Annotated in this window: 17 protein-coding genes; 12 read left to right on the top strand and 5 right to left on the bottom strand. The window is 43.9% G+C overall.

The features are described 5' to 3' along the window. Positions 1 to 17: 17 nt before the first annotated feature. The 4 genes from DWX43_RS05995 (at position 18) to DWX43_RS05980 (ending at position 3936) form a co-directional block, all read left to right on the top strand. Complete coding sequence (locus DWX43_RS05995) at positions 18 to 1283, top strand: SLC13 family permease (RefSeq protein ID WP_118619525.1); 1266 nt, start codon at positions 18 to 20, stop codon at positions 1281 to 1283. A 51-nt stretch (positions 1284 to 1334) separates the two neighbouring features. Beyond that, complete coding sequence (ttdA, locus tag DWX43_RS05990) at positions 1335 to 2234, top strand: L(+)-tartrate dehydratase subunit alpha (protein WP_118619523.1); 900 nt, start codon at positions 1335 to 1337, stop codon at positions 2232 to 2234. Continuing rightward, the gene (ttdB, locus tag DWX43_RS05985) at positions 2234 to 2860 is read left to right on the top strand and encodes a L(+)-tartrate dehydratase subunit beta (RefSeq protein ID WP_118619521.1); all 627 of its coding nucleotides are present in this window, start codon (positions 2234 to 2236) and stop codon (positions 2858 to 2860) included. Before ttdA ends, ttdB begins: the two co-directional genes overlap by 1 nt. A gap of 161 nt (positions 2861 to 3021) precedes the next feature. Continuing rightward, entirely contained in the window at positions 3022 to 3936 is a 915-nt protein-coding gene (locus tag DWX43_RS05980) for a site-specific integrase (RefSeq protein ID WP_118619519.1), read from the top strand. 22 nt (positions 3937 to 3958) lie between these two features. Here DWX43_RS05980 and DWX43_RS05975 read toward each other — a convergent pair whose 3' ends face one another. Next, positions 3959 to 4222, bottom strand: coding sequence for a hypothetical protein (locus DWX43_RS05975; protein ID WP_118619517.1), 264 nt, complete (start codon positions 4220 to 4222; stop codon positions 3959 to 3961). Positions 4223 to 4245: 23 nt separating this feature from the next. Next, positions 4246 to 5208 carry a 4-hydroxy-tetrahydrodipicolinate synthase gene (dapA, locus tag DWX43_RS05970; protein ID WP_118619515.1) on the bottom strand — a complete coding sequence of 321 codons (963 nt, stop codon included), beginning with the start codon at positions 5206 to 5208 and terminating at the stop codon, positions 4246 to 4248. A 246-nt stretch (positions 5209 to 5454) separates the two neighbouring features. On the opposite strand from dapA, the gene DWX43_RS05965 reads away from it, so the two are divergent. The 7 genes from DWX43_RS05965 (at position 5455) to DWX43_RS05935 (ending at position 19290) form a co-directional block, all read left to right on the top strand. Next, a complete protein-coding gene (locus tag DWX43_RS05965) occupies positions 5455 to 6438 on the top strand; it encodes a LacI family DNA-binding transcriptional regulator (RefSeq protein ID WP_118619513.1) in 984 nt (327 codons plus the stop codon). 300 nt (positions 6439 to 6738) lie between these two features. Beyond that, the gene (locus DWX43_RS05960) at positions 6739 to 7968 is read left to right on the top strand and encodes a sugar ABC transporter substrate-binding protein (RefSeq protein ID WP_118619511.1); all 1230 of its coding nucleotides are present in this window, start codon (positions 6739 to 6741) and stop codon (positions 7966 to 7968) included. A gap of 115 nt (positions 7969 to 8083) precedes the next feature. Further along, on the top strand, positions 8084 to 8968 hold the full coding sequence (locus DWX43_RS05955; RefSeq protein WP_109731816.1) for a sugar ABC transporter permease: 885 nt from the start codon (positions 8084 to 8086) through the stop codon (positions 8966 to 8968). A gap of 23 nt (positions 8969 to 8991) precedes the next feature. Continuing rightward, positions 8992 to 9822 carry a carbohydrate ABC transporter permease gene (locus tag DWX43_RS05950; protein ID WP_109731817.1) on the top strand — a complete coding sequence of 277 codons (831 nt, stop codon included), beginning with the start codon at positions 8992 to 8994 and terminating at the stop codon, positions 9820 to 9822. A gap of 18 nt (positions 9823 to 9840) precedes the next feature. Further along, the gene (locus DWX43_RS05945) at positions 9841 to 11325 is read left to right on the top strand and encodes a glycoside hydrolase family 32 protein (protein ID WP_118619509.1); all 1485 of its coding nucleotides are present in this window, start codon (positions 9841 to 9843) and stop codon (positions 11323 to 11325) included. A 35-nt stretch (positions 11326 to 11360) separates the two neighbouring features. Further along, positions 11361 to 12716 carry a NosD domain-containing protein gene (locus DWX43_RS05940; protein ID WP_118619507.1) on the top strand — a complete coding sequence of 452 codons (1356 nt, stop codon included), beginning with the start codon at positions 11361 to 11363 and terminating at the stop codon, positions 12714 to 12716. 334 nt (positions 12717 to 13050) lie between these two features. Further along, positions 13051 to 19290 carry an MBG domain-containing protein gene (locus tag DWX43_RS05935; RefSeq protein WP_118619505.1) on the top strand — a complete coding sequence of 2080 codons (6240 nt, stop codon included), beginning with the start codon at positions 13051 to 13053 and terminating at the stop codon, positions 19288 to 19290. 65 nt (positions 19291 to 19355) lie between these two features. Here the strand turns inward: DWX43_RS05935 and DWX43_RS05930 are convergent, their stop codons facing one another. Both DWX43_RS05930 and DWX43_RS05925 read right to left on the bottom strand, forming a co-directional pair. Next, on the bottom strand, positions 19356 to 20090 hold the full coding sequence (locus DWX43_RS05930; protein WP_118619503.1) for a LytTR family DNA-binding domain-containing protein: 735 nt from the start codon (positions 20088 to 20090) through the stop codon (positions 19356 to 19358). 25 nt (positions 20091 to 20115) lie between these two features. After that, complete coding sequence (locus DWX43_RS05925) at positions 20116 to 22527, bottom strand: GHKL domain-containing protein (protein WP_118619501.1); 2412 nt, start codon at positions 22525 to 22527, stop codon at positions 20116 to 20118. A 257-nt stretch (positions 22528 to 22784) separates the two neighbouring features. Between DWX43_RS05925 and DWX43_RS05920 the strand changes: the two genes are divergently transcribed. After that, positions 22785 to 24671, top strand: a complete 1887-nt coding sequence (locus DWX43_RS05920; RefSeq protein ID WP_118619500.1) for an AAA family ATPase — start codon at positions 22785 to 22787, stop codon at positions 24669 to 24671. A 40-nt stretch (positions 24672 to 24711) separates the two neighbouring features. On the opposite strand, the gene DWX43_RS05915 is transcribed toward DWX43_RS05920, so the two are convergent. Continuing rightward, positions 24712 to 25836, bottom strand: coding sequence for a VanZ family protein (locus DWX43_RS05915; protein WP_118619498.1), 1125 nt, complete (start codon positions 25834 to 25836; stop codon positions 24712 to 24714). Positions 25837 to 26043: the final 207 nt, after the last annotated feature.

The raw sequence follows: 26043 nt of genomic DNA, 5'->3' as shown, positions 1-26043 counted from the left end.
GGAATGGAGGAAAAAGAATGAGTCCATCTATAATAACCCTGCTCTTTCTCCTGTTTGCGGTAGTCATGTTTGTGTTTGAGAAGGTTCCGCTTGGAGTCACTTCGATGATTGTCTGTATAGGACTGGTCGTAACAGGGGTGCTGGATGTTAAGACTGCTTTTGCGGGATTTATTGACAGCAATGTCATCTTATTCGTTGCAATGTTCATTGTCGGGGGTGCTTTATTCGAGACAGGCATGGCAAACAAGATCGGCAGCATCGTAACGAGGTTTGCCAAAACTGAGCGTATGCTTGTAGTTGCGATCATGGTAATCGTAGGCCTGATGAGCGGTGTCTTGTCTAATACAGGTACGGCTGCCGTGCTGATTCCGGTTGTAATAGGAATTGCTGCGAAATCAGGGTATAAAAGATCCCGGCTTCTGATGCCGCTGGTATTTGCGGCGGCAATGGGAGGTAATCTTTCACTGATTGGTGCACCGGGAAATCTCATTGCGCAGAGTGCACTGCAGGAGATTGGTCTGAAATTCGGATTTTTTGAATATGCCATTGTTGGATTTCCCATTTTAATCGTAGGAATTATATTCTATGCAACCATTGGCTATAAGCTGCTTCCTAATAATGATGTAAAGGATGACGGGACATACGATACAGAAAGAGATTTCAGCCAGGTCCCGGCATGGAAACAGTGGTTATCATTGGTAATTTTGATTTTTACACTGCTGGCTATGATTTTTGAAGACAAGATAGGTATTAAACTCTGTATTTCCGGTGGAATCGGAGCCTTGTTATTGATTTTGACAGGTGTTATTTCTGAAAAAGATGCATTAAAATCTATAGATCTAAAAACAATCTTTTTATTCGGAGGAACACTTTCTCTGGCTGCGGCCCTGCAGGAAACAGGGGCAGGGGGACTGATTGCCGGTAAAGTAATCGGCGCACTGGGAGATAACCCTTCGCCATACATATTGACTTTAGCCGTATTCCTGCTTTGCTGTTTATTGACAAATTTCATGTCCAATACGGCAACTACGGCGCTTATGGTTCCTATTTGTCTTTCGATTGCCCAAGGGATGGGAGCAGATCCCAGAGCGGTACTGATGGCTTGCGTAATCGGCGGTTCCTGTGCATATGCAACACCAATCGGTATGCCGGCTAATACGATGGTGGTAGGTGTCGGCGGGTACAGATTTATGGATTATGTAAAGGCGGGATTCCCGTTAATTATTATTGCAACAATTGTAAGCATGGTTATTCTCCCGATTGCGTTTCCATTCTTCCCATAAGGGAAAAGATCGTGATATGAAAACAGAATACAAAAACAAGGAGGTAAAGATATGGATAAGAAAGAACAGGTAGAGCAGCTTACCAATTATATGGCTGGATTTGTGTCTTATATTGGAAAAGTACTGCCGGATGATATTATTGCTAAGCTGGATGAGCTTGCGGAGAAAGAGGATGGCCCGCTTTCTAAGGTTATCTATGAGACAATGAAAAGGAATCAGGTACTGGCAAAAGAGTTAAACAGACCGAGCTGTCAGGATACAGGGGTCCTCCAGTTCTGGTTAAAATGTGGTGCAAAATTCCCTCTGATCGGAGAATTGGAAGCGCTGTTAAAAGAGGCTGTTGTAAGAGCCACGGTCGAGGCGCCCCTTCGTCATAATAGTGTAGAAACATTCGACGAGTACAATACGGGGAAGAATGTCGGGAAGGGTACGCCGACTGTATTCTGGGATATTGTACCAGACAGTGACCAGTGTGAAATCTATACATATATGGCAGGCGGTGGATGTACACTCCCGGGAAAGGCTATGGTTCTAATGCCGGGGGCCGGATATGAAGGTGTGACAAAATTTGTTATGGACGTAATGACATCTTATGGATTGAATGCCTGCCCGCCACTTCTTGTGGGTGTTGGCGTGGCGACTTCCGTTGAGACGGCGGCCCTGCTTTCCAAGAAAGCTTTGATGAGGCCCCTTGGAAGCCATAACGAAAATGAGCGCGCGGCATCTATGGAGCGGCTGCTGGAAGACGGCATTAATTCAATCGGCCTCGGACCACAGGGCATGGGCGGAAAGTATTCTGTTATGGGTGTTCATATTGAGAATACAGCAAGGCATCCATCTACAATCGGTGTTGCGGTCAACGTTGGATGCTGGTCACACAGGCGGGGGCATATCATTTTTGATAAGGATCTTAACTATACAATTACGACTCATTCGGAGGTGACTTTATAATGCTGGAAATGAAGGATGGAAAGAAAATACTGACAACACCAATATCCGCTGAAGACTTGTCTGATATACATATTGGAGACATTATTTATTTGAACGGAAGCATGACAACCTGCCGTGACGTGGCACACAGACGGCTTGTTGAGGCCGGACGTGAGCTTCCGGTTGATGTAAGAGATGCCGCTATTTTCCATGCCGGCCCGATCATTCGCCCTTTAGAGGATGATAAATTTGAAATGGTATCTGTAGGACCGACTACAAGCATGCGTATGGAAAAGTTTGAAAAAGAATTTGTGGAACAGACAGGTGTGAAGGTAATTATTGGAAAAGGCGGTATGGGGCCGAACACGGAATATGCATGCAAAAACTATAAGGCAGTCCACTGCGTCTTCCCGGCGGGAAATGCAGTAGTAGCGGCAACTGAAGTGGAAGAGATCATAGATGCCCAGTGGCGTGATCTTGGAATGCCGGAGACATTGTGGCACTGCCGTGTAAAAGAATTTGGGCCGCTGATCATATCCATTGATACAGAAGGTCGCAATCTGTTTGAGGAGAATAAGGTAATCTTTAATGAGAGGAAAGATAAGGCCATTGAAGAGATATGCAAACAGGTAGGATTTATTAAATAAAACGGTTTAAAACCAGATTTTTGCCAATGGAGTTTTGTAAAGAGATAATGCAGAATATCTCTTTACAAAGCTCTTTTCAATATGTTATAGTATGAATATACTTATAACACAATCAACTCTTTCCGCTTCGCGGACTACATACAAGGGAGGGGGAGGCTAACATGAACAGTATCTATGCATCGGAGCAGATAAAACAGCTAATCTGGCCGGATTTCACGGCGCATTTTAAAAACAGTACGACTGCGGCATCTTACCACGGGGATATCTGCGAGATTATGAATCTGTATAAAAAGGATTTTCTTAGTCTTACAGACAGAGATGTATCAGACTACTACAAAACGATGAAAGAAAAGATAAATAAAGGCCAGATCCAGCCGGGCACACTTTCAAAAAAGATGCGTGAACTGAATTCTTTTGCATCATTTATATGTGAAAACAGGTCACATTATCAGGTTCCTGCCGCTTACCAGAACTATTTTAACCCGCATATGAAAGAAATTGAAAAGATAAGCAAACATGCAAGATCCATTCCGATTGAGCACATAGATAAGTTATTAGAGGCGGCGGAGGATGACTATATGTCTTACTGTATCATTACCCTGATTCACCGCATGGGGCTGTCATCAACTGAGATCATAGAAATCCGTCTGGAAGATTTCACTGAATATGACAACGGTGTATATCTGAATATACCAGAACGAATGCGTCCTGTATTTGTTTCAGAAGATGTTTATTTAATATTAGAAAAATATTTAAGTTTACGGCAGGATCGTGAATTCCTGTTTTACAACAGCCGTGGTAATAAACTGAATACCATGTATATTAGCCGCATGATGAAGAAATACACAGGGATTGCGGGAACTCCTTCCTACAGTGCCGAGGCACTTCGCAATTCCTGTGCTTATGCCATGTTTGCGTATCATGCAGCCCCCGGCCAGGTTGCACAGGAGATGGGAGTTACGGAAAGTCAGATCAGACGATATAAAAATATGAATTATATGGATACTCTGTCCAGATCCACGCGCCATCTCGTAAAGATTAAGGTAGAGCCCCCATCCGGCTTTTCGTCGCTGTAAAATTTGAATGAAAGTATATTTTTTATGCCGCCGTGTGGTGTTTCAGGTGACAGGTTTTATTTATAAGCGAACAGTATATCATCCAGTATGTGGGTTCGGATGCATCGTTGATTTCAAGCAGACTGATCTTATAATCATATCCGTCAATGGTAATTCTACTGTAGTCAGGAACCGGACAGACTTTGTATGTTAAACAATGTTCACGGCAGAAATGTTTGATTAAATCCAGAACCGCTTTACGGTTTTCCGGCAGTTGTTTGCTGAATAGAATATATGCAGTTTTCATAAGGCACCTCCTGTTTCTACTGCTTATTGATTATGTTTTAAAATGTAACCCGAATTTTCTGGAGTATGTATAGTAACGGAATTCATACGTTTCCCGGAGCTCAGCAGGCCATATTTCTGCAGTGTGGAATATAGTTTCTCAGCCATCGCCGGGTACATATCACAAAGGGGGAGCCTGCAGGGGCCGGCCTGATAGCCTAATGCGCGCATAGCCTGTTTGACAGGGATTGGATTGATATCTAAAAACAAAGCTTCAATCAGTTCCAGATATTTCAGCTGCAGGCTGTCACTTTCACTGGTATTTCCTTCAAAGTATGAGGAGCAGATGGTGTGCACCTCTGACGGAACAATGTTGGAGAGGACGGAGATCACACCTTTTGCTCCAAGGGCCAGTGCAGAGGTTATCTGGTCATCGTTTCCGGAATAAATAGCGAGGTCATCCTTGCACAACGCCGCGATCTTTGCAATTTGGGAAAAATTGCCGCTTGCTTCTTTCACTGCCGCGATATTCTCAATTTCACTGAGCCGTTTGAAAGTCATCGGATAAATATTTACGCCGGTGCGGGACGGAACGTTATAGAGAATAATAGGAAGCTCTACTGCTTCTGCACATGCCGAGAAATGAAGAAATAATCCCTGCTGGGAAGCCTTGTTATAATATGGTGTAACATGGAGCAGTGCATCTGCACCCGCTTTTTCACATTCCTTTGACAGATAGACTGCATGGGCGGTGTTGTTGTTGCCGGCTCCTGCGATCACGGGGATTCGTCCTTTTACATGCCTGACTGCATGTTGTACGAGCTCTATGTGTTCGTCATCGGTCAGTGTAGAACCCTCTCCGGTTGTTCCGGCAATGATGACGGCATCTGCATTTTCACGGATCTGCATGTCTAACAGATCGTCGAAAGCAGAAAAATTGATTGAAAAGTCGTTATTCATAGGGGTAATAAGGGCAGTACCCACACCTTTAAATATTAATTTTTTCATGATATAGTCTCCTTATATAGATTTATTTGAATTAGGATTATCATATAAGCTTCCCTGTAAAAAAGGGATAATGTTTTTGCTGATGATATTAATATTGTATAAGGATTTCAAACGGATAGTGACTTACCTGATGTACTGTTTTCCATAATCTTTTTACAATTTTAAAAGTGGCGTACGTTTTCTGATTGACTTTTACCTAAAAGCAACTAAAATGTAAGTAAGAGAGAAAAGAAGCAGGTGAGATATATGGCGAGTATGAGAGATGTTGCAAAGAGGGCGAATGTGGGACTTGGTACGGTGTCAAGAATGCTCAACGACAGTGGTTATGTGTCAGAGGGGACCCGGAGCAGAATCGAAGCAGCAATGAAAGAATTGGATTATACGCCGAACGAACTTGCCAGGAACCTGTACCATAAAAGGACAGGTATCATCGCAGTTCTTGTGCCGAATGTCTCCAATACGTTCTTTGCAGGATTTGTTGACCACGTGGAATATGAACTTTATAAAGCCGGTTATAAGATGATGCTCTGTACGACGGAGAAGGAATTCAATGCCGAGATGGAATATCTGGATATGCTGAACCGCCATATCGTTGACGGCGTTATTACGGGGGCACATTCCCTTGCAGTGGAAGAGTACCGGAAAATCCATAAACCGATTGTTGCACTGGACAGATATTTAGGTGAAGATATTCCTGTTATTGCGGTGAATCATAAGGAAGGCGGAAGGCTGGCGGCTGAGACGCTGATTAGGAACGGCTGTAAGCATGTACTTCATTTCTGTGGAAAAGTAACGGTGGAATCTCCGTATCATGAGCGGCATTTTGAATTTACACGTATTATGAAGGAAAATAACATACAGACTTATAACTATGAGCTGGGCAGGAACCGTCTGGATTCAGAGTATTATAAGAAAGTCGTGGAAGACGTATTCGCTAGAGGAATCGAGTTCGACGGCGTTTTTGGCGTGGACAGGCCTGTCATTGAATGCATGAATGAAGTGATCAGAAGACATAAGAGAGTTCCGGAAGACGTGAAGTTTGTGGCATATGACGGCACGTTTATTACAGAGATGGTAGAGCCTGCACTGACAGCGATAGTTCAGCCTATTGAAGACCTTGCAAAGGAGTCTGTGAAACTTGTGTGCAGTCTTGTAAATGGAAAAGTCTATAAAAACAAGCAGGTGAGTCTCAAGGTCGAATTGCGTAAAGGAAAGACAACGATAGTATAAATGTTAAAAATGCACAAAACTGATAGTCTATTTTTGGATATTAGTTCTTAAAATTTCGTAAAGTAAAAAATAGTATTGACTTATGAAAAGTTTGGCATATAATAGATTTATAGAAAGCAGTTGTCTTATTTTTTTTCATAAACATGGAACGGGTTCCATAGTCAGAAAACGAAAGAAGACAATATTTTTTACATAATATGGAACGGGTTCCACATTATGGGTGTAAGAAGAATATGATGAACCATATAAATGGTCATTATATAGAAATTGACTCATGTGTAAAGTAAAAGGAGGAGAAAGATGAAGAAGAAAATTCTCAGTATCATGCTTGTGGCAGTAATGGCAGGAACAATGGCTGCAGGATGTGGATCAGGCGGAGACAAAAAGGAGTCTAAGGGGGATGCGAACAGTATTACGGTCCTTGTAGAAAGTGGTTCACCCGCGGAGGCGCTGGCGAATGAGACGGCGGCATCCTTTGAAGAGGAGACCGGATGTAAAGTGGTTGTGGATGCGGTTGCCTATACAGGCATGTATGACAAGCTTTCCACGGAGATTAAGGCAAAGCAGGCCGCACATGATGTAGCATGCATGGATTTTGTATGGCTGGCGGCATTTTCAGAGGCAATTGAGGAAGTAACGGATGCAGATACAAGTGATTTCCTTCCGACACTGCAGGAGAGCGGAACGATTGACGGGAAACTGCTTGGATATCCGATGTGGGTGAACGCCAAAGTGCTGATTTACAGAAAAGACCTGATTCCGGAAGAAAAGGTTCCTAAGACATGGGAAGAGTATCAGGCACTTGCAAAAGAACTGAAGACAGATGATATGTTTGGAACAACAGTTTTCGGCAGCGGTTCTGATGCAGTATGTTCATTTCTTGATTTTGCATGCCAGGCAGGGGCGGAGGGGCTCGTGTTTGATAAAGACGGCAATGTAAACATTACAGATCAGGCTTATGTGGACGCACTGAACTTCATGGTTGAGAATGCGAATGCCGATTACACACCGGCAGATTCACTGTCAACAGCGGCGACGGAATCTCAGGAACTCTTCACGAACGAGAAGGTAGCCATGCAGTTGAACTGGAGCCACCAGTATCCGGCGGCAGTAGAAGCTCTCGGGGCAGATAAAGTAGGCTGTGCGCCGATGATCGGTGGAAGTGCCGGAGTCGGGGCAACAACAGGCCCTTGGTACGAATGCGTAATGAAGAACTCTGAAAATAAAGAGATGGCTAAAAAATATGTGGAATTTATGTATGATCACAATGCAGATTATATGAATCTTACTTTAAAGATCGCCGGAAGAACATCTGTATATGAGGAAGCCGGAAAAACAGCAGGTAATGAGCATACAACCGCAGTTCTTGAGACACTGGAAGCAGGACAGTCACAGGCAAGGCCTATGGTAACGACATGGTCCCAGATTGAAGAAGTTCTGACAGGTGTTGTAGAGTCCAGCCTTGGCGGTGCTGATGTGAAAGAAACACTGGAGTCGGCTAAGACAGAGATTGAAGCAATCGGCAGATAGTAAGGAAGACAGTGAAAAGAGCACGTTCAAACAGGTGAAATGTTCAGCAGAGGGTGTTACATGGCGTTTGGGATAACGCCCGCAGCGCCCTCTGTTTAAAAAGGCGGTAGTGAAAATGAGATTGATTTCAAGAAAAACCTTATTATTATTCTTTCTGCCGGGTGCGGTATTTATGGGTGCGTTTCTGATATATCCGATCATTACAATGGTAATCGACAGTTTCTTTAAGATTGGGATTACAGGTGATAAGACCTTTATCGGTCTTGAGAATTACATCCATGCATTTACAGCCGGTGGTTTTTTAAAACAGTTAAAAAATACATTACTTTATATCGTAATTGCCGTAGGAATTGAGACGGTTATGGGTTTGTTGTTCGCATTATTTTTTGAATTAGATTATAAAGGAAGCAAGATTATACGTTCGTTTATGATGGCTCCTCTTATGATAGCACCATTGGTTGCAGGTCTTACATGGAAACTGATGATGAGTTCCAGTTTTGGAATTGTGAATGAACTCCTGACAAGGGTTGGAATTTTATCCAGCAGCACGGATATTCTCTGGCTCGCAGACGAAAGATGGTCGCTGATTGCGTGCTGTATTGCGGATATCTGGCTCACCACACCATTTATGATGTTGATGATACTGGCCGGGCTTCAGGGACTGGATTCCAGTATGCTGGAGGCTGCAAAGATAGACGGGGCAAATATGGTCCAACAGGTGTTTGCCATTAAGCTTCCGGTTATCAAACCGGTTTTGCTGACGGCATTGTCTGTGAGAATTATTGACGCCGCCAGAACCTTTGACATTATATGGGCGATGACCGAGGGCGGTCCTAACAGTTCTTCGGAAACGATCAGTATTATTATCTATAAGACACTGACACGATATAACGATATTGGCTATGCAAGTGCAATGGCAGTCGTATTCATTGCCGTACTGGTAATATTTACACTCGTATTCATGCAGAGCCTTTGGAATCCGAAGAAAAAGAGCAGCTAGTGGTCTGATAGGAGGCGAAAAAAGTGAAGAAAAAAGGCGAAATCGGAAAAAAGCTGGGGATTACTCTGTCTGTGATTCTCACCGTGTTCTGGCTTTTCCCGTACATATATGTAATTTGCTGCTCCTTTAAACCGGGAGCAGAGGTCATCGCAGTTCCACCCAGATTTTTCCCGAAAGTTTTTTCAATAGAAAGTTTTTCGGAACTGCTCAATCGAATGGACGCACTGAAGTTTTTATTCAACAGTCTGAGTGTTTCCCTGATTAGCACAGTTATTGCGCTGATTCTGGGTTCCCTTGCGGCGTATGCGATCCAGCGTTCAGGTGCAAAACTGTCTATCATTCTGGTGGTTTTGGTTTTATGCCTTAAAATGATCCCTACATCCAGTATCGTAGTGCCGATTTATGAACTGATCTGCAATCTGGGATTATACGATACAAAAATTGCACTGATTATCGTGTACGCGGCGATCAACATGCCGTTTGTTATGTGGACGATGCTCAGTTTTTATGAGGGAATCCCGACAACGCTGGATGAGGCGGCTTTTGTAGACGGGGCGAGCAGTCTGCAGACATTCAGGAAGGTTATTCTGCCGATCTGCAAGCCGGGACTGGCAACGGCGTTTATATTTACACTGTTCCTTGCATGGAACGATTTCCTTGTAGCTCTGCTGCTGACCAGTACGAACGCAAAGACGTTTACAGTCGGACTGGCCGGATTTTTGTCAGCATACAACCTGGATCTGGGGCCAATGTGTGCAGGAGCGTTTTTATTTAGTTTCCCGGTAATGATTATTTCTCTTGCGGCTCAGAAGTATATTGTACAGGGCATGACTGCCGGGGCCGTTAAGGGGTAGAAACAATGGAGGAGTCTTATGTCCAGAGAATTGATGCAACAGAATATAGAAAAGGCTCAGCGTGAGATAGACAGTAAGAAAGAGATGATAAAAAACGGAAAAATGCGTCAGCATTATCATTTTATGGCGCAGACAGGATGGATGAATGATCCGAACGGGCTGATTTATTATAAGGGGAAATACCACTTCTTTTACCAGTATAATCCATATAATGGATTCTGGGACAGTATGCACTGGGGACATGCGGTTAGTGATGACATGCTGCACTGGGAGTACCTGCCCCTTGCACTGGCTCCGAGTGAACCGTATGACAATCATCTGCGGGGCGGCTGCTTTTCAGGCAGTGCGATCGAGCATGACGGCAGGCTGTTCCTGATGTTTACGGGAACTACCAATGAAGGGGACGGGTTCGAGCAGACACAGTGCATCGCATACAGTGAAGACGGAATCCATTTCGAGAAATACGAGGGAAACCCGGTACTGACTGCCCCGGACGGCATTCCGACAGACCGTTTCCGGGACCCGAAGGTGTGGAAACACGGGGATATGTACTATATGGTATGCGGCGCGAGCAGGGATAATAATGCACTGGCGCTGCTCTACCGGTCGGAGGATATGTTCCACTGGGACTTTTTCAATGTGCTGGCCGAGAGCCGCGGTGAATGGGGATTTATGTGGGAATGCCCGGACTTTTATAGATTAGGTGATAAATATGTCCTCACATTTTCACCGATGGGTTCAGGAGAGCATACCGCGGTGTATCTGGTCGGTGACTTCGACTATGAGACCGGGAAGTTCGACTACCATGTCAATGGCGAGATTGACTGGGGCTTTGATTTTTACGCGCCGCAGTCCTTTCTGGCACCGGATGGAAGGCGGATTATGGTCGGCTGGTCCAATGAATGGGAGTGGATGCCGCTGTGGAAGGACTGGGGCCCGACGTATAAGGAAGGCTGGTGCGGTTTTTTCAATCTTCCGCGGGAAGTGCGCGTGATGGAAGATGGGACACTGCAGTTCGTGCCGGTTGCGGAGACGGAAATGTTAAGGGAGAACCCTGAATATCAGGACAGTTTTGTAGTTACAGAGGAAGAAAAAGAGCTGAAAGCCGGGGACGGGGTTTCTTTTGAACTGAAGATGAAGATAGATCTTGAGAAAACGGATGCCGATAAGGTAGAATTAATCATACGGTGCGGTGAGGGAAAGAAGACTGTATGCCGGTTTGACTTTAAAAACTCAGAATTAAGCGTGGACCGGAATGAGGCAGACGGATGGAGCCGGGGCGTATCGAGAAGCACCATGTTCCTGAAAGGGAAGAGTGAACTGGATATCCATATTTTTTCAGACCAGAGCTCCCTTGAAATCTTTACAGACCGGTACCAGAACAATCATTCCAGCAATGTATTCGCGGGGGACCGGCAGAATCAATTGAAAATCCGTGCATATGGGGGCAGTGCCGTGATCAGCGGGTATGAATCCTATGGGATGAAGGAGTGCTTCAGATAGACGGTGGAACAGTGTGTAATCAGGAGGAATTGTGAATGGCCAGTAAAAATTATTATGATGTAACAGAGTGGAATGTGGGAAATCCGTATGAGGATATCGGCGAAGTAATCAACAGCATTATTGCAGATATAAAAAGCAGGCAGACGGAAACGGATTTTCACGGAGGGGGAAAGCCGGGCGCCGCGATCTATATCCCGGCCGGGGACTACCACCTCCGCACACAGGTTGTGATAGATATCAGCTATCTGAAGATTATGGGATCAGGACATGGCTTTATATCTTCCAGTATCCGTTTCAATATTCCGGAGCATGAATGGGCGGACCTGCACGAATTGTGGCCGGGAGGAAGCCGGATACTGGTTGACCTCTCCCCGGAAGCAGGCGGAAATGAATCGTCGGGAGCGGCATTTTATGTGGAACGCGGCGGCGACCCGCGTATCAGCTCTGTGGAATTTGAGAACTTTTGTATTGACGGTCTGCATTTTGTGGACGATGGTCTTGGAAAAGCAGACCCGGAAAATACATACACGAACGGGAAGACAGGGATTTATATTGCCAGTGCCCAGGATTCTTTCAGGATTACAGGGATGGGATTTGTGTATTTAGAGCATGGAATTACGATATACCATGCAGATGCACTGTCTATACATGATAATTTCATAGCGGAATGCGGCAGCTGCATAGAACTGCGGGGAGCAGGACAGGCATCGAAGATAACCGATAACCTGATGGGGGCCGGGTATAAAGGCTATTCCATCTATGCCCAGAATTTTGGCGGCCTTCTGGTGACGGCGAATAATATTTTCCCACGTGGGACAAGCAGCGTTCATTTTGACGGTGTTGCCCGTTCGTCTGTCACAGGCAACAGATTCCACTCGTTCTATCCGGGAATGCTTGTATTCGAGGGGAACTGCACGGAAAATCTGGTCTCATCCAACCATTTCCTGCGTGACCATGAGCCCTGGGCCCCGATGCAGGCGCTGGACAACGGGATCGATGACCTGTATGGTCTTTTGTATATCAGCGGTGACCATAATTCAATCATCGGCAATCATATATCAGAGACCATTGGTAAGCAGTATATTAAGCCGTCAGGGGCAAAGCCCGTCATCATCCGTGTTGCTGCGGGAAGGGGAAATTACATTTCGAACAACCATATTGTCGCAACAACTGAAGCCACAAAGGCTCAGTCTGCGGGGGACGGTTCCTGCTTCTCTGCGCAGGTGGGGGCACTGCTGACTACGGAGGAATTAGCGGCGCTTGATGTGACGGCAGTATTGATAGAGAAGGAATCTGTACAGAATACAGTCCTGGATTCGGGGAGCGAGGCGCAGGTTGTTCTGGATCAGAAGGTAAATGCGTTCAGGGGGACGCCAGTGCCGTTACAGTGAACCTTTGGAGGAAGTGAACAGTATTTATAAAATTTTAAAACCCGATAGTCCTTGTAAAAAAGTTGTTAAAAACAGGGATTATCGGGTTTTTAGGTGAGAAGTTATCTGTGTTGATTACCATCCCGTATTTTTCAAAGGAAACGATAATAGTTTGCATAACATGATACATTCTGTGCAGAAATAGCTACATTCTATGCGATTGATGGGCTGTTTCTGCTTTTTTATTTTAATATGAGAGTGTATGATATCGCTTATTCGTCCAACTGATATCGCAGAGTAAAAGGATGATTGTGCCAAAGGCACACGTAACGGAAAGAGAGGGACAAAATAACACATGAATAACAAAAAGAAACAGACAGCGGCAGTCGCAATAGCAGCCGTGTTAAGCGTTTCCACTGTGGTAAACCCTATTACTGTCAGGGCACAGGAAAATGAACCACCTGTAACGCAGGGCATTGCACAGGATAACGTAAACGGGAAGAAGGAAACAGGGAAAGAAACTGCCCCGGCCATCGCACTGCCGGAGAACCTGCAGGCAACGGAAGGTACGCCGCTAAAGGAAATCGCACTGCCCGAGAATTGGACATGGGCAGATGAAAGCACAATCCTGTCGGCAGATGTGACGGAATATCCGGCATATGTAACAGTTGATGATGAAACCTATGATTATGCGGTGGTAGAGGGGTATCACGCAGAGGGACATTATGTGGAAGTCCGGCTTTCTGTCGCGGTGGAACTGCCGGAAGAAGAAAGAGCAGAACTACAGGGAGAAATACCAGTGGAACCACCAATAATAGAAAGTTCATTATTGAAAAGGGCGGTTCCTGTACCATATGCTATAGGTGATGTGGAAATCAATGCAGAAAATTTCCCGGATGCAGCATTTAGAAAATATTTAAAAGAGGATACAACAATTAATCCTGACGGTAATGATACGTTATCAGCTACAGAGATAGCAAATGTAGCAAGTATCGGTGTTTCTGATAATGCAGACATTTCCAGTTTAACTGGTATTGAGAAGTTTCCCAATTTAACAACCTTGTCTTGCGCACATACAGGAATTTCTAGTCTAGATATAAGCAGGAATACTGCGTTAAAAACGTTGAATTGTAACGGCACTGAAATTAGCAGTTTGGATGTGAGCAGCAATATTGCATTAGAATCATTAGCTTGTGCGGCCACAAAAATTCAAAGTTTGGACGTCAGCAATAACACTGCTTTAACAGGGTTGGATTGTGGATTAGTTTCCACTTTAATCTCCTTGAATGTTACGGGGGCATATGCTTTAGAATCGTTATCTTGCGAAAGCACAGGAATTTCAAGTCTGGATGTTAGCGAGAATACTTCTTTAGATATGTTAGTATGTGATGACACACCTCTAGCTTACCTTAATACTGGAGAAGGCAATGCATTACGTGCATATAGATTACCTGATCCATCAGCAGTTATATCTTTAGAAGTTACCAAAGATACGTTCGATATAACAAAAACATTTTCGGGTATTGATCCAAGTAAGGTTAATATTATTAGTGGCGCTACTTATGATAACGGGAATGGTTATGTGAGTGGATATAGCGCTGGCACGCCAATCCAATATACATATGATTGTGGAATAGATAAGGATGGTAATCCAATAACCTTAAGTGTAAGGTTGGATGTTGAAGTGATTGACAATGACATAGCAATTGACGAAGCAAATTTTCCGGATGCAGCATTTAGAGAATATTTAAAAGAGAACTTTGACAAAGATAGTAACGATACGTTATCAGCAGCAGAGATAGCAGATATAAGGACTATCATGGTTTCTAGTAATGTAAACATTACCAATTTGACTGGTATTGCGAACTTTTTCAATTTGAAATCCTTGTATTGTGAGAACACTAGCATTGCCAGCCTGGATGTCAGTAGTAATACCAGTTTAACATATTTGTATTGTGGCAACAATGCAAACTTGAAAACTTTAAATGTAAATGGAACTTCCTCTTTACAAACATTGAGCTGCCAAAAGACCAAGATCACCAGTCTGGATGTCAGCAGCAATGCCAATTTAACAATCTTATATTGCATCAACAATGCAAACTTGAAAACTTTAAATGTAGATGGAACTTCCGCCTTACAGGAATTGATGTGCTACAGTACCAAGATCACCAGTCTGGATGTCAGTAACAACGCCAATTTAATAACCTTGTACTGCGACAACAATACAAACCTAAAAACTTTAAATGTAAATGGAGCTTCTGCTTTAAAAAGCTTGCGTTGCTACAGTACTGGTATTGTCAGTCTGGATGTTAGCAACAATATTAATTTAGAAACCTTGGAGTGCTTCAGTAATACAAATCTGGAAACCTTAAATGTAAATGGAGCTTCTGCTTTAAAAAGTTTGAGTTGCCACAGTACTGGTATCACCAGTCTGGATGTTAGCAGTAATACTAATTTAAAAACATTGCTTTGCAGTCAGACCAGTATTGCCAGTCTTAATTTAAGCAGCAATGCAAACTTAGAAACCTTGTGGTGTAACGGAAATAATAAATTAAAAACTTTAAATGTAAAAGGAGCTTTTGCTTTAAAAAGTCTCCTATGCGGCCAGACTAGCATTGCCAGTCTGGATGTTAGCAGCAATACCAATTTAATGTCCTTGAACTGTTTAGAGACTCCTCTTGCCTACCTGAGTCTGGGGACAAATGCGGGATTAACAATTTTAGATATGCCAACGGACACAATAGTGTCTTTTGAAGTCACAGAGGACACATTTAACATCGAAGATAAAATTGCCGGCATTGATAAAAGCAAGGTTTCCATCACAAGTGGTGCAGATTATGATTCATCAACTGGTGTTGTCAGTAACTATACATCAGGAACACCGATTTTCTATGTATATAACTGTGGTACGGCGAATGGTATTGATAAGACTTTGACAGTAAAAATAAACCTTACTGGGCTAAAAGAAGAAAGTAGCATTACTGTTACGGAAATTTTGGATAAGACCTATGATACAAATTCTGTCAGTAGCACACCGACTGTAAGCAAGACAGGCAGTACAGGTGCTGTCACTTATACTTGGGAGAAGAAAAAGAACGATGACGATTGGGAAAGCATTGCATCTGCACCAACGGATGCCGGAACATACCGGGTAACAGCAACTGTGGCGGCTGATGATAATTATAAGAAAGCAAGCTCAGAAGCGAAAGTATTTACTATTTCTAAGGCAGACAGCGAGATCTCTGTTACTGCAGATTTAGATAAGAATTATGATGGAAATGCTGTCAACAGCACACCGGCAGTTAGCAAAACAGGAAGTAGAGGCACAATTACCTATGCTTGGGAGAAGAAAAATGCTGCAAATTGGGAAAGTATCGCAACAGCACCAACGGATGCTGGAACGTACCGGGTAACAGCATCCGTAGCGGCTGATGATAATTACAATAAAGCAAGCTCAAAAGCGAAAGAATTTATCATCGCCAAGGCTGATAGCTCTATCTCTATTTCTGCAAATTTAAATAAGAACTATGATGGAAAGGCTGTCAATAGTGCACCAACTGTTAGTAAAGTAGGAAGTACAGGCGCAGTAACCTACACATGGGAGAAGAAAAAGAACACTGAGGAATGGGAAGGTATTGTATCTGCACCAACGAATGCCGGAACATATCGTGTAACAGCAACCATAGCGGCCGATGATAATTACAATAAAGCAAGTTCAATAGCAAAAGAATTTATCATCGCCAAGGCTGATAGCTCTATCTCTATTTCTGCAAATTTAAATAAGAACTATGATGGAAAGGCTGTCAATAGTACACCAACTGTCAGTAAAGTAGGAAGTACAGGAGCAGTAACCTACACATGGGAGAAGAAAAAGAATGCTACAGAATGGGAAAGCATTGTAACAGCACCAACAGATGCCGGAACATACCGAGTAACAGCAGCCGTAGCAGCTGATGGCAATTACAATAAAGCGAGTTCAATAGCGAAAGAATTCACCATTTCCGAGGCAGACAGCTCAATTTCTATTACTGCAAGTTTAGATAAGGACTATGACGGAAGTGCTGTGAATAATACGCCAACAGTTGAAAAGTCAGGAAGTACAGGTGCAGTAACCTACACTTGGGAGAAGAAGAACGCTGCCGATTGGGAAAATATCGCAACAGCACCAACGGATGCCGGAATGTACCGAGTAACAGCAACCGTAGCGGCTGATGGCAATTACAAGAAAGCAAGCTCAAAAGCAAAAGAATTTACTATTTCTAAGGCAGACAGCACTATATCCATTACAGAAAGTTTAGATAAGGATTATGATGGAAGCGCTGTGGACAATGCGCCAATAGTTGAAAAGACAGGTAGTGCAGGCGCTGTTTCTTATATTTGGGAGGAGAAAAAGAATGCTGCGGAATGGGAAGGCATCGCAGCAGCACCAACGGATGCCGGAATATACCGTGTAACAGCAACTGTAGCGGCAGATGATAATTACAAGAAAGCAAGCTCAAAAGCGAAAGAATTTATCATTTCCAAGGCAGACAGCGCCATCTCTATTACTGCAAATTTAGATAAGGACTATGATGGAAATGCTGTCAACAGCACACCAACTGTTAGCAAAGTAGGAAGTACAGGCGCAATTACCTATTCTTGGGAGAAGAAAAAGAACGCTACCGATTGGGAAAGCATCGCAGCAGCACCAACGGATGCCGGAACATACCGTGTAACGGCAACTGTAGCGGCAGATGATAATTACAAGAAAGCAAGCTCAATAGCAAAAGAGTTTACCATTTCCAAAGCCGACAGTACGATTTCTGTTATTGACATTTTAGATAAGGACTATGACGGAAGTGCTGTGGACAATAAGCCAGCAGTTGAAAAGACAGGTAGTACAGGTGCTGTTACCTATACGTGGGAGTGGAAAAAGAATGCTGTCGATTGGGAGAGCATTGCAAGTGCACCAACAAATGCCGGAATATACCGAGTAACAGCAGCCGTAGCGGCTGATGGTAATTACAACGAAGCAAGCTCAAAAGCGAAAAAATTTATCATTTCTAAGGCAGAAAACAGCTGGACAAGTGGGCTTGCAATTACAGGCTGGACATATGGACAGACTGCAAATACGCCGATTGCTGTGGCTGAATCTGGTTCCGCATCATATACTTATAGTGATAAAGAAGATGGCACATATACAAGAACAGTACCAACGGATGCCGGTACATGGTATGTAAAAGCCACTGTGGCAGAAACAGATAATTTCAAGGGTATGGAAAGCAGTGCTGTAGGATTTGTGATTGCAAAAGCGGCCGCACCGGCCATCACTCTGCCAGACAATCTAAGCGGCGAATATAAAGAGGACTTAGCAAATGTTGTACTGCCGGATGGCTGGACATGGACAGATGGGACACAGAAGCTGACTGTTTCTGGCACGGGTTATCCTGCCCGTTTCACAGTCGATGATAAGAATTATGATTATACTGGTGTTGCAGGCTATGACAGTAACGGTCACTATGTAGAATGTATGTTGCCAGTCACTGTATCAACGGCATCGAATAGCTGGATGACAGAACCGTCCATCGTTGGCTGGACATATAATGAAACAGCCAGCTTACCAACTGGTGATGCAGTGTATGGGGATGTTGTCTTTACCTACAGTGATTCCAGAACCGGAATATATTCGGCAGAGATACCCGAAACAGTGGGAACATGGTATATGAAAGCAAGTGTAGCAGCAACAACCGAGTATACCGGGCTTGATACTATTGTGGAATTTAACATTTTACAGGCAGAGCCTGACTACGCTGTTCCAACGGATTTACAGGCAGTCTATGGACAAAGCCTTAAGGATATTACACTTCCGGCAGGATTTACATGGACGGATCAGAAATTAAACGTAGGCAATGCAGGAACAAATGAATTTGCACTGACCTATACGCCAGCTGACAGCAATTATAAGACAGTAACAGATATCAAAGTCACAGTAACTGTAGCAAAAGCAGTGAATGAACAATCAGTACCGTTATCACTGGCTGGCTGGACATATGGCGGCACACCTTCTGCTGCCAGTGCAGGATTCCGTTTCGGACAGCCACGCTTCCTGTACAGTGACAGATTGGATGGGACATACACAGATACCGTTCCAACTGCTGCCGGAACATGGTATGTGAAAGCGGTTGTGGACGGCACGGATAATTACGAGAGTGCAGAAAGTGAAGCTGTTTCATTTGTAATAGAACCGAAGAGTGTTCAAAAAAATAGCCAGATAAAAGTACCGGAAATTACTGCGGATACGAAGTTGGATGATTTGTTAATCAAAGATGGCGACAAGGTTCTGGTACACGGGACGGATTATGATGTAACAAAGATACAGGATGGAAACAAAGTGACTGTTACCATCACATTTAAAGGCAATTATACCGGAACGATAGTAAAGACTTATACGGTCAATGATAAAAACAAACCATCCGGCAAAAAGGATGATTCAAACCGTAGTGTACAGACTGGGGATACAACTTCAGCCGGACTGTGGGCAATGCTTATGACAGCTACAGCCGGAACAGCTGCCCTATTAAAAGGTAAAAAGCGTAAAGAAGAAACAGAGGAATAAAAGATCAAGGGCTGTCTGAAAAGGCAGCCCTTTTAAATGGAACACAGAGGATGAGGCGGAGGACGCTAGGTACGCCTGCTTTTTTGCAGGGTATAATTTATGAAAGTATTTTTCAAATCCATATAGCTGTTCCGGGAGACAGGGATTCTCTGGCCGTCGCTCATTAGGATCTCTGAAGCCGTTAAGCCGCTTACATAATTGAAATTTACAATGAAGGCACGGTGGGGCATATAAAAACAGGGATAAGCCCTAAGTTGTTCAAAAAGTGATGAAATGGTACCGGGAACGGTCAGCGTTGTTCCCCCGGCCATTGTACACCGGTAGTTGTGCCGGATACTTTCCACTGACATTAATTCGTAGACTGGTACATTATGCAGGCCGCCCTTCGTTTTCAGCATCAGGGAAGGATTTTCTTCTGGTTTGAGTCTTTGGATACAGGAAAAGAGCACACGGTCGAACTCGCTGCGCTGCACCGGTTTCATCAGATATCCGGCGGCCTCTACGCCAAAAGCCTCCACAGCGTATTCGCGGGAGGTGGTTAAAAATAGAAGCTCCGCTTTTTCCATCCGTTCACGAATACGTTTTGCCAGTTCCATTCCGGATATGCCGGGCATGAGAATATCTAACAGATACAGATCAAAGCCTCCCTGTTTTTCTATGCAATCAAGTAAATCAAAAGCAGACTGGAAGGACTGCGCCACAAGGGGCAGCTCTGGATGGCTGTCCTTGAATTGCCGGAGCAGTCCTTCTATTTTATATACTTCTGCTTCATTGTCATCGCAGATACAAATTTTCAGCAAACCGTTTACCTCGCTTTCTGCGCTGTTATTCTAAGAAAGAGGCGGGCTCAAGCATATGGCTGAGAATCTCCGCCGGAATTACAAATTCGGGCATCCCGGCTCTGCCGGACGCAACCTCATATTCATCAAACACGATGACCAGCTGATTCTGATCATTGATATAAAAGTTCTGATCAGGCGCTATTTCCTGAAACAATTCTTCATCGCCCCAAATGCCGCCGGGGATGAAGTAGTCATAGGAATTTTCCCGCTGCGCCATCTGCTGTTTTACTTCCTCACTGATTACAGAAATGTAATCGCTGCCGCTTTGGAAGAGGTCGGACAATTCCAATGCCTTTCCGGTTATCTTGTCCAGCACAAAACTGCGGCTGTACTGGCCGGAACTACCGGCGTTGATCGTAGTATCGAAGCGGATCACTAGCAATTCATCATTACGCAGGATGGTGTGTGTACAGTCCAACGCGACATAGCCGTTGTATTTGCGCGCGACATACCAGAGAAATTTGTCGCGGAGTTCTTTTATGTAATCCTCCATCTGGCTGTTGATCTCATCGACACCTTCGGAAAGTGCTGGGGGCAGGTTTCCGGTTTCTCCAGAAGACTCTGCAGAATGTTCTTTTGAAGGCTCCTTTGAAGATTCTTCATAAGGAGCTTTGGAAGGTGGAAGTTCCTCCGGTACAAGTGTGACGGATGGAACAGTGGGTTCTGTGCCGTCTTCCCAGGAAAATGTGCCGGAAGAACCGGGCTTTGCCTGAGATACGGAGATTTTTCCGCTGTTTCCGGTTTCACTGGGATCAGTCACTTCGGCCTGAATGCTTCCTGTATCCTGGGTGGTTGTCAGTGCAGAAACCGTATCTGCCGGTTTATCGAAAGAGATGATGCCCCCGGCAGTGCTGTTTGTAAAATCCACCAGTGGCTGTACTGCTTGAAAAGAAGTGCCGCCCCAGCGATACTCGTAGGTCTTTAGATTTACGACACGAATCAGCGTTCCCAACAAGGGGATATTTTCCCACTCCTGAGCCATTACAGGCATACAGTTTATTGTAACACAAAAAACGAGTAAGGCTGTCATCGCAGCCACAGCCGCCTTATCATGTTTCTTCTTTCCCGTCTTCGGGGGAACGGCCGGGTTCGGAACAAACAGGATAACGTTCAGGCTAAAAATTCCGTCAGCAAATTCACAGCTAAACAGGCCATTGTATTTTCTGGATATGTTTTCAATGCTTTTCAAACCGATCCCATGCCCATCTTCGCAGGGAACGTCAGGGAAGCCGGATTTGCCGATGGAAACCGGGGTTTCACAGGGATTTTCGATGGAAATGACTAGTTTCTGGTTATCCTCAAACCTGACGAATATAGATAAATGCCGGTTTTCTTCCTGTATATTTTTTGTGCAGGCATTTGCAGCATTCTCCAGTGCATTGGCTAATATAGAACAAATATCCAGAGGGTCAAACGGGATCTCGTCAGGGATATTTATATCTGCCGATACACTGCATCCGGCATGTTCCGCCTTACGGATATAGGAAGAGAGCACCGCGTTGACCGTCATGTTTTCACAGAAGGATTTTTGCTCAGCTTCCTGAAGCTGTCCGTTAATACTGCTGATATAATTTTTCATTTCCTGCTGACTGCCCTTGTCCGCCAGTTCTTCCAAGACGCTTAGGTGATGGCGCATATCGTGCCTGTAGGCCCGGCCAGCGGCAATTTTTTCACAGATTTCTTCATACTCCTGACGCTGGATTTCCAACTGTGCAGTCACAGCCTTCTCTGCCTCCTGCATTTGCTGTTCTCTGGCAGAATAAATTAAAATCCTTGCCAATATCAGGAAAACCGATAAAGTGGTTAAAAAGATTAAGATTAGGACGATCCCGTCTGTGGGGCTGCTCCTGAAATAGGAAAGCAGCAAAAAAATCATAAGGACCGGAAAGCAGAACAACAGCCAGTTTGTTTTATTATGCAGTACATAAGTCTGAAAAGGTTTACGAAAACGGCGCAGAACGATATATAGCAGCAAAACTGCTGCCAAAAGAAGGCATGCCGTTTGCATCAGGCTGCGCTGCCGGAAAGTAAGTCCTGGTATTGCTGCAGAGTAACGGAGGAGCAGTTTTTGAAAAAGGGACAGTGTTACGGACAGGAGAAGCCCCAGTGTCCAGACAGCAGATGTCTGAAAAAAGCTGGATTTAGAAACGATATGGACGCCGATTATAACCGGAAGGTAGGCCGTCAGAGGAAGCAGGGTGAGCACCAGCGTATGATCCTGACCGGAAAGGAGCAGTCCTGACTGCAGCACAACAATACCCGCAAGTAGTACACCTGCGGATATTATTACATTTTTCTGAATATACCGCTGTTCCGGGAGGGCGCAGCAGGTTATAAAAAAGGTGAGGAAGATAACCCCGGCCCACAGGAAATTCTCTATCTCTGCAAATCCCATTTGTTCTTGTCCCCCTGTGAAAAATAAATTAAAATCACACCACCATTATATTCGTTTCAGGGTTTAATAGCAATAATTTATAGGAATTAAAAACGTGAAAAATATTCTTCTGATTGTTCTCTGGTAAGGGAAAAGCGGGTTTGTGAACAGTAACCATATTATTCTTTATAAAACGTATATTGTTCTGAATAAGTTGATATTTAGAGGTATATAATGTATAATAAAAGAACAATCAACGAACAAAGGAGGGAGATAAGATGAAGTATATGAACGTGCACACGGCATCAGAGAAATGGGGGATTTCTGAGCGCAGGGTTACAGCGCTCTGCCGGCAGGAGCGAATTTCAGGCGCCTGTAAAAAAGGGAAGGAATGGCAGATTCCAGTTGCGGCACAGATGCCGGGTGACCGAAGGAGAAAAGATTACGACATGGCAGAAGTACCTTCTTTACCGCTCCCGATAGGGATATCGGACTTCACGGAGACCGTTACACATTATTACTATGTCGACAAAACCCTGCTGATCCGGGATATTCTGGATGCGCGTCCCAAAGTATCTCTTTTTACCCGTCCAAGGCGTTTTGGAAAAACAATGAATATGGACATGATCCGTACATTTTTTGAGAAAACAGAGGAAGACACCTCTGTCTATTTTCGTGATAAAAACATTTGGTATTGTGGAGACAGGTATACCTCCAATCAGGGAAAGTACCCTGTTATATTTATGACGTTTAAAGATATTAAGTATTCGACATGGGAAGATACTTTGGACGGAATCAAGCAGGTGATTAAAAATGAATTCAGCCGGCATAATGAGTTACAGAACAGTCGTTTACTGACCAGCTTTGAGAGGGATTTCTACAAAGGCATTCTGGAGGACACGCTTACGGAAAGCAGTTGGACAGCGGCTTTGGGAATGCTGTCACAAATTTTGCATAAGCACCACAAAACGGCGCCGGTCATTATTATTGATGAATATGATACACCGATCCAGCAAGGACATTTACTGGATTTCTATGACAAGATTATCTTGTTTATGCGTAACTTTTTTTCTGCGGGGGTTAAAGACAACCCCAATTTATCGTTCGGCTTTTTAACCGGTATCCTGCGTGTGGCTAAGGAAAGTATTTTTAGCGGGATGAACAATCTGAAAGTAAATTCTATCCTTGATGACCGCTACAGCCAGTATTTTGGCTTTACAATGGAAGAAGTCCGTACAATGATGGAATATTATGGATATGGGGAAAAGTTTGGGGAAGCATGTGACTGGTATAATGGCTATTTATTTGGAAATACGGAGATCCTGAATCCGTGGTCAGTCATTAATTATCTGGATGATGGCTGTTATCCGAAGGCTTTCTGGCAGTCTACTGGCAGCAATGAAGTAATCGGTGAGATTATTCACCGCGCGACACCGGAAATTTTGGAGAACATGCAGCTTCTGATGCAGGGAAAATCAATATCCACATATATTGATACATCGGTTATTTATCCTGAAATCCAAAATAATCCTACGACTATATACAGTTTTTTGCTGATTGCCGGATATTTAAAAGTAGTGAACATGGCGCCTTGTCATGACGGGAATGCGATTTGCGATATTGCAATTCCAAATAAAGAAATATTCTATGTGTATGAAAAGGAAGTTTTGGCCGGACTTTCGGATGTCATATCACAATCATCGGCGATTGCAATCCAGCAGGCTATTTATCAGCAAAATGTTCCGGAGCTGCAAAAACAGCTTCAAAAGTTCTTGTCAGAGACAATTAGTTATTATGATGCGGCAAATGAAAGTTTTTATCACGGTATGATAATTGGATTGTGTGCAGTCATGAATAATCTCTACTACGTCACTTCCAACAGGGAAGCCGGAGACGGCAGATATGATGTGCAATTACTTCCATATAATAAGAGACTGCCCGGAATCCTGATGGAACTGAAGGTGCTTCGGGAGACACCATCTGACAGTGCAGTGCCGGAAAGACTGGAAGCACTGTCTCAGATTGCACTGGAACAGATTAACGATAAAAATTATGATACTGGCCTCTTAGAACAGGGCGTTGGCGAGGTTATGAAATTTGGGATCGCTTTTTATAAGAAGCAGGTTAAAATTCTTTCGGAGATAGAAAAAATCGATGAAAAGTAACAGTGAGAGTATAAAAGAGCAGTTACCAGCTGCTCTTTTATCAGCTCTTTTTGTCAGGGAAGGCGCTGATTATCTGGGTTCCAGACAGTTTTTCATAAAACAGAGGTTTATGACGGAAAAGCTGGATTCCGCTGACCAGCAGGAATATGACATAGGCTCCCCGCAGAAAGGCGGCAGGACTGTTGAAATCCGGCGAAGTGATATGAAATTCGGGCCATTTTTCCAGAAATTTATTAATAGCCAGTGGAAGGGTGTGCAGGGCAAGAAACAGACTGCCGTAGCGGATCAGATACTGGTACCAGCGGGCCTCTTCTCCTGTAGTTGTAACGATTTTTGTTTTTGTAAACCATTTCCCTATTGTCATGCCATGAAGCAGATTAGGGAGGAACGTGAAATATACCAGCGGTATAAGCACCTGTGCATAGGGGATGCGGCCTAAAAAGATGACGAATAAAACGCCAGAAAAGCCGGACATGATTCCAATGCACAAGATATCTAAAAACAGGGAAGTAAACCTTCTCATCAGGGAAACTTTTTCTCCCCGTTTGTAACTCATGGAATCAATCTGTGCCCTTGTAGGAAGAATCTTTACAAAAGGACTCAGCAGGAAATACCCTACAGTTCCGCCCAGTGTATTGGCCATCAGGTCATCTACGTCAAATAGACGGTAGCTCCTTGGATAGTAGAAGTATAGCCCGGTGAGCTGGGTCAGTTCAAAAAACAGGGACAGCAGAAAGGTAAAGAGCACGGTCTTTTTCAGGCTGAGCCGGAAATAATAGCGCAGATATACCCCGAATGGAATTGTCATAACGATATTAAATAAAACCTGAAAGAGTGCCTTGTTATGCAGCAGAGTAAGCAGGCTCACAGGGTCCCCGTAAGAGATGCGGGACTCTTTCAGGATATCATGGATGAAGGTAAACGGAACAAACTGCATACGCCTCCCGGTCATGGCTGCAACCTCTGTTCTGGAAGGAAGAGGCAGGATTACCAGAAAGTACATGCAGATCATGTACAGGATAAAGGAATAAACAACCAGTATCCGCAGACTGAGTACGGAGCCATATTTGTGATAGTTATATACGATATAAGGCATGGTAAAGAAAAATGCAATCATAGGGAAAAACAAGACTGCCTGTTTGATTACTTCGACATAAGTTTCCATAATAATTCCTCCTTCACCTCGAATTATAGCAGGTGAAAAAGATATTTCTACCTTTTGGGAAAAATGTAAGGTAAATGTAAGATAGAAAGATGTCGTAAAAAGATGTATTTAGAAATTAAATAATTTATAAAGAATCATATAAATATAATAAGAAATGGGGCAGTGCCCTGCCCCAGTATAAGAATGTATCAGAGTACACTCTCTGTT

Origin of the sequence: Clostridium sp. AF19-22AC (assembly GCF_003479085.1) — a bacterium.
Taxonomy (GTDB): domain Bacteria; phylum Bacillota; class Clostridia; order Lachnospirales; family Lachnospiraceae; genus Faecalicatena_A; species Faecalicatena_A orotica.
This window is presented reverse-complemented; position numbering and strand designations above follow the sequence as displayed.

Bases quoted from the DNA above. Each gene is read 5' to 3' on its own strand.
- DWX43_RS05965 (WP_118619513.1), top strand. From the start codon at position 5,455: ATGGCGAGTATGAGAGATGTTGCAAAGAGGGCGAATGTGGGACTTGGT.
- DWX43_RS05980 (WP_118619519.1), top strand. From the start codon at position 3,022: ATGAACAGTATCTATGCATCGGAGCAGATAAAACAGCTAATCTGGCCG.
- DWX43_RS05995 (WP_118619525.1), top strand. From the start codon at position 18: ATGAGTCCATCTATAATAACCCTGCTCTTTCTCCTGTTTGCGGTAGTC.
- DWX43_RS05955 (WP_109731816.1), top strand. From the start codon at position 8,084: ATGAGATTGATTTCAAGAAAAACCTTATTATTATTCTTTCTGCCGGGT.
- DWX43_RS05945 (WP_118619509.1), top strand. From the start codon at position 9,841: ATGTCCAGAGAATTGATGCAACAGAATATAGAAAAGGCTCAGCGTGAG.
- DWX43_RS05935 (WP_118619505.1), top strand. From the start codon at position 13,051: ATGAATAACAAAAAGAAACAGACAGCGGCAGTCGCAATAGCAGCCGTG.
- ttdA (WP_118619523.1), top strand. From the start codon at position 1,335: ATGGATAAGAAAGAACAGGTAGAGCAGCTTACCAATTATATGGCTGGA.
- DWX43_RS05975 (WP_118619517.1), bottom strand. From the start codon at position 4,222: ATGAAAACTGCATATATTCTATTCAGCAAACAACTGCCGGAAAACCGT.
- DWX43_RS05940 (WP_118619507.1), top strand. From the start codon at position 11,361: ATGGCCAGTAAAAATTATTATGATGTAACAGAGTGGAATGTGGGAAAT.
- DWX43_RS05920 (WP_118619500.1), top strand. From the start codon at position 22,785: ATGAAGTATATGAACGTGCACACGGCATCAGAGAAATGGGGGATTTCT.
- ttdB (WP_118619521.1), top strand. From the start codon at position 2,234: ATGCTGGAAATGAAGGATGGAAAGAAAATACTGACAACACCAATATCC.
- DWX43_RS05925 (WP_118619501.1), bottom strand. From the start codon at position 22,527: ATGGGATTTGCAGAGATAGAGAATTTCCTGTGGGCCGGGGTTATCTTC.
- dapA (WP_118619515.1), bottom strand. From the start codon at position 5,208: ATGAAAAAATTAATATTTAAAGGTGTGGGTACTGCCCTTATTACCCCT.
- DWX43_RS05960 (WP_118619511.1), top strand. From the start codon at position 6,739: ATGAAGAAGAAAATTCTCAGTATCATGCTTGTGGCAGTAATGGCAGGA.
- DWX43_RS05915 (WP_118619498.1), bottom strand. From the start codon at position 25,836: ATGGAAACTTATGTCGAAGTAATCAAACAGGCAGTCTTGTTTTTCCCT.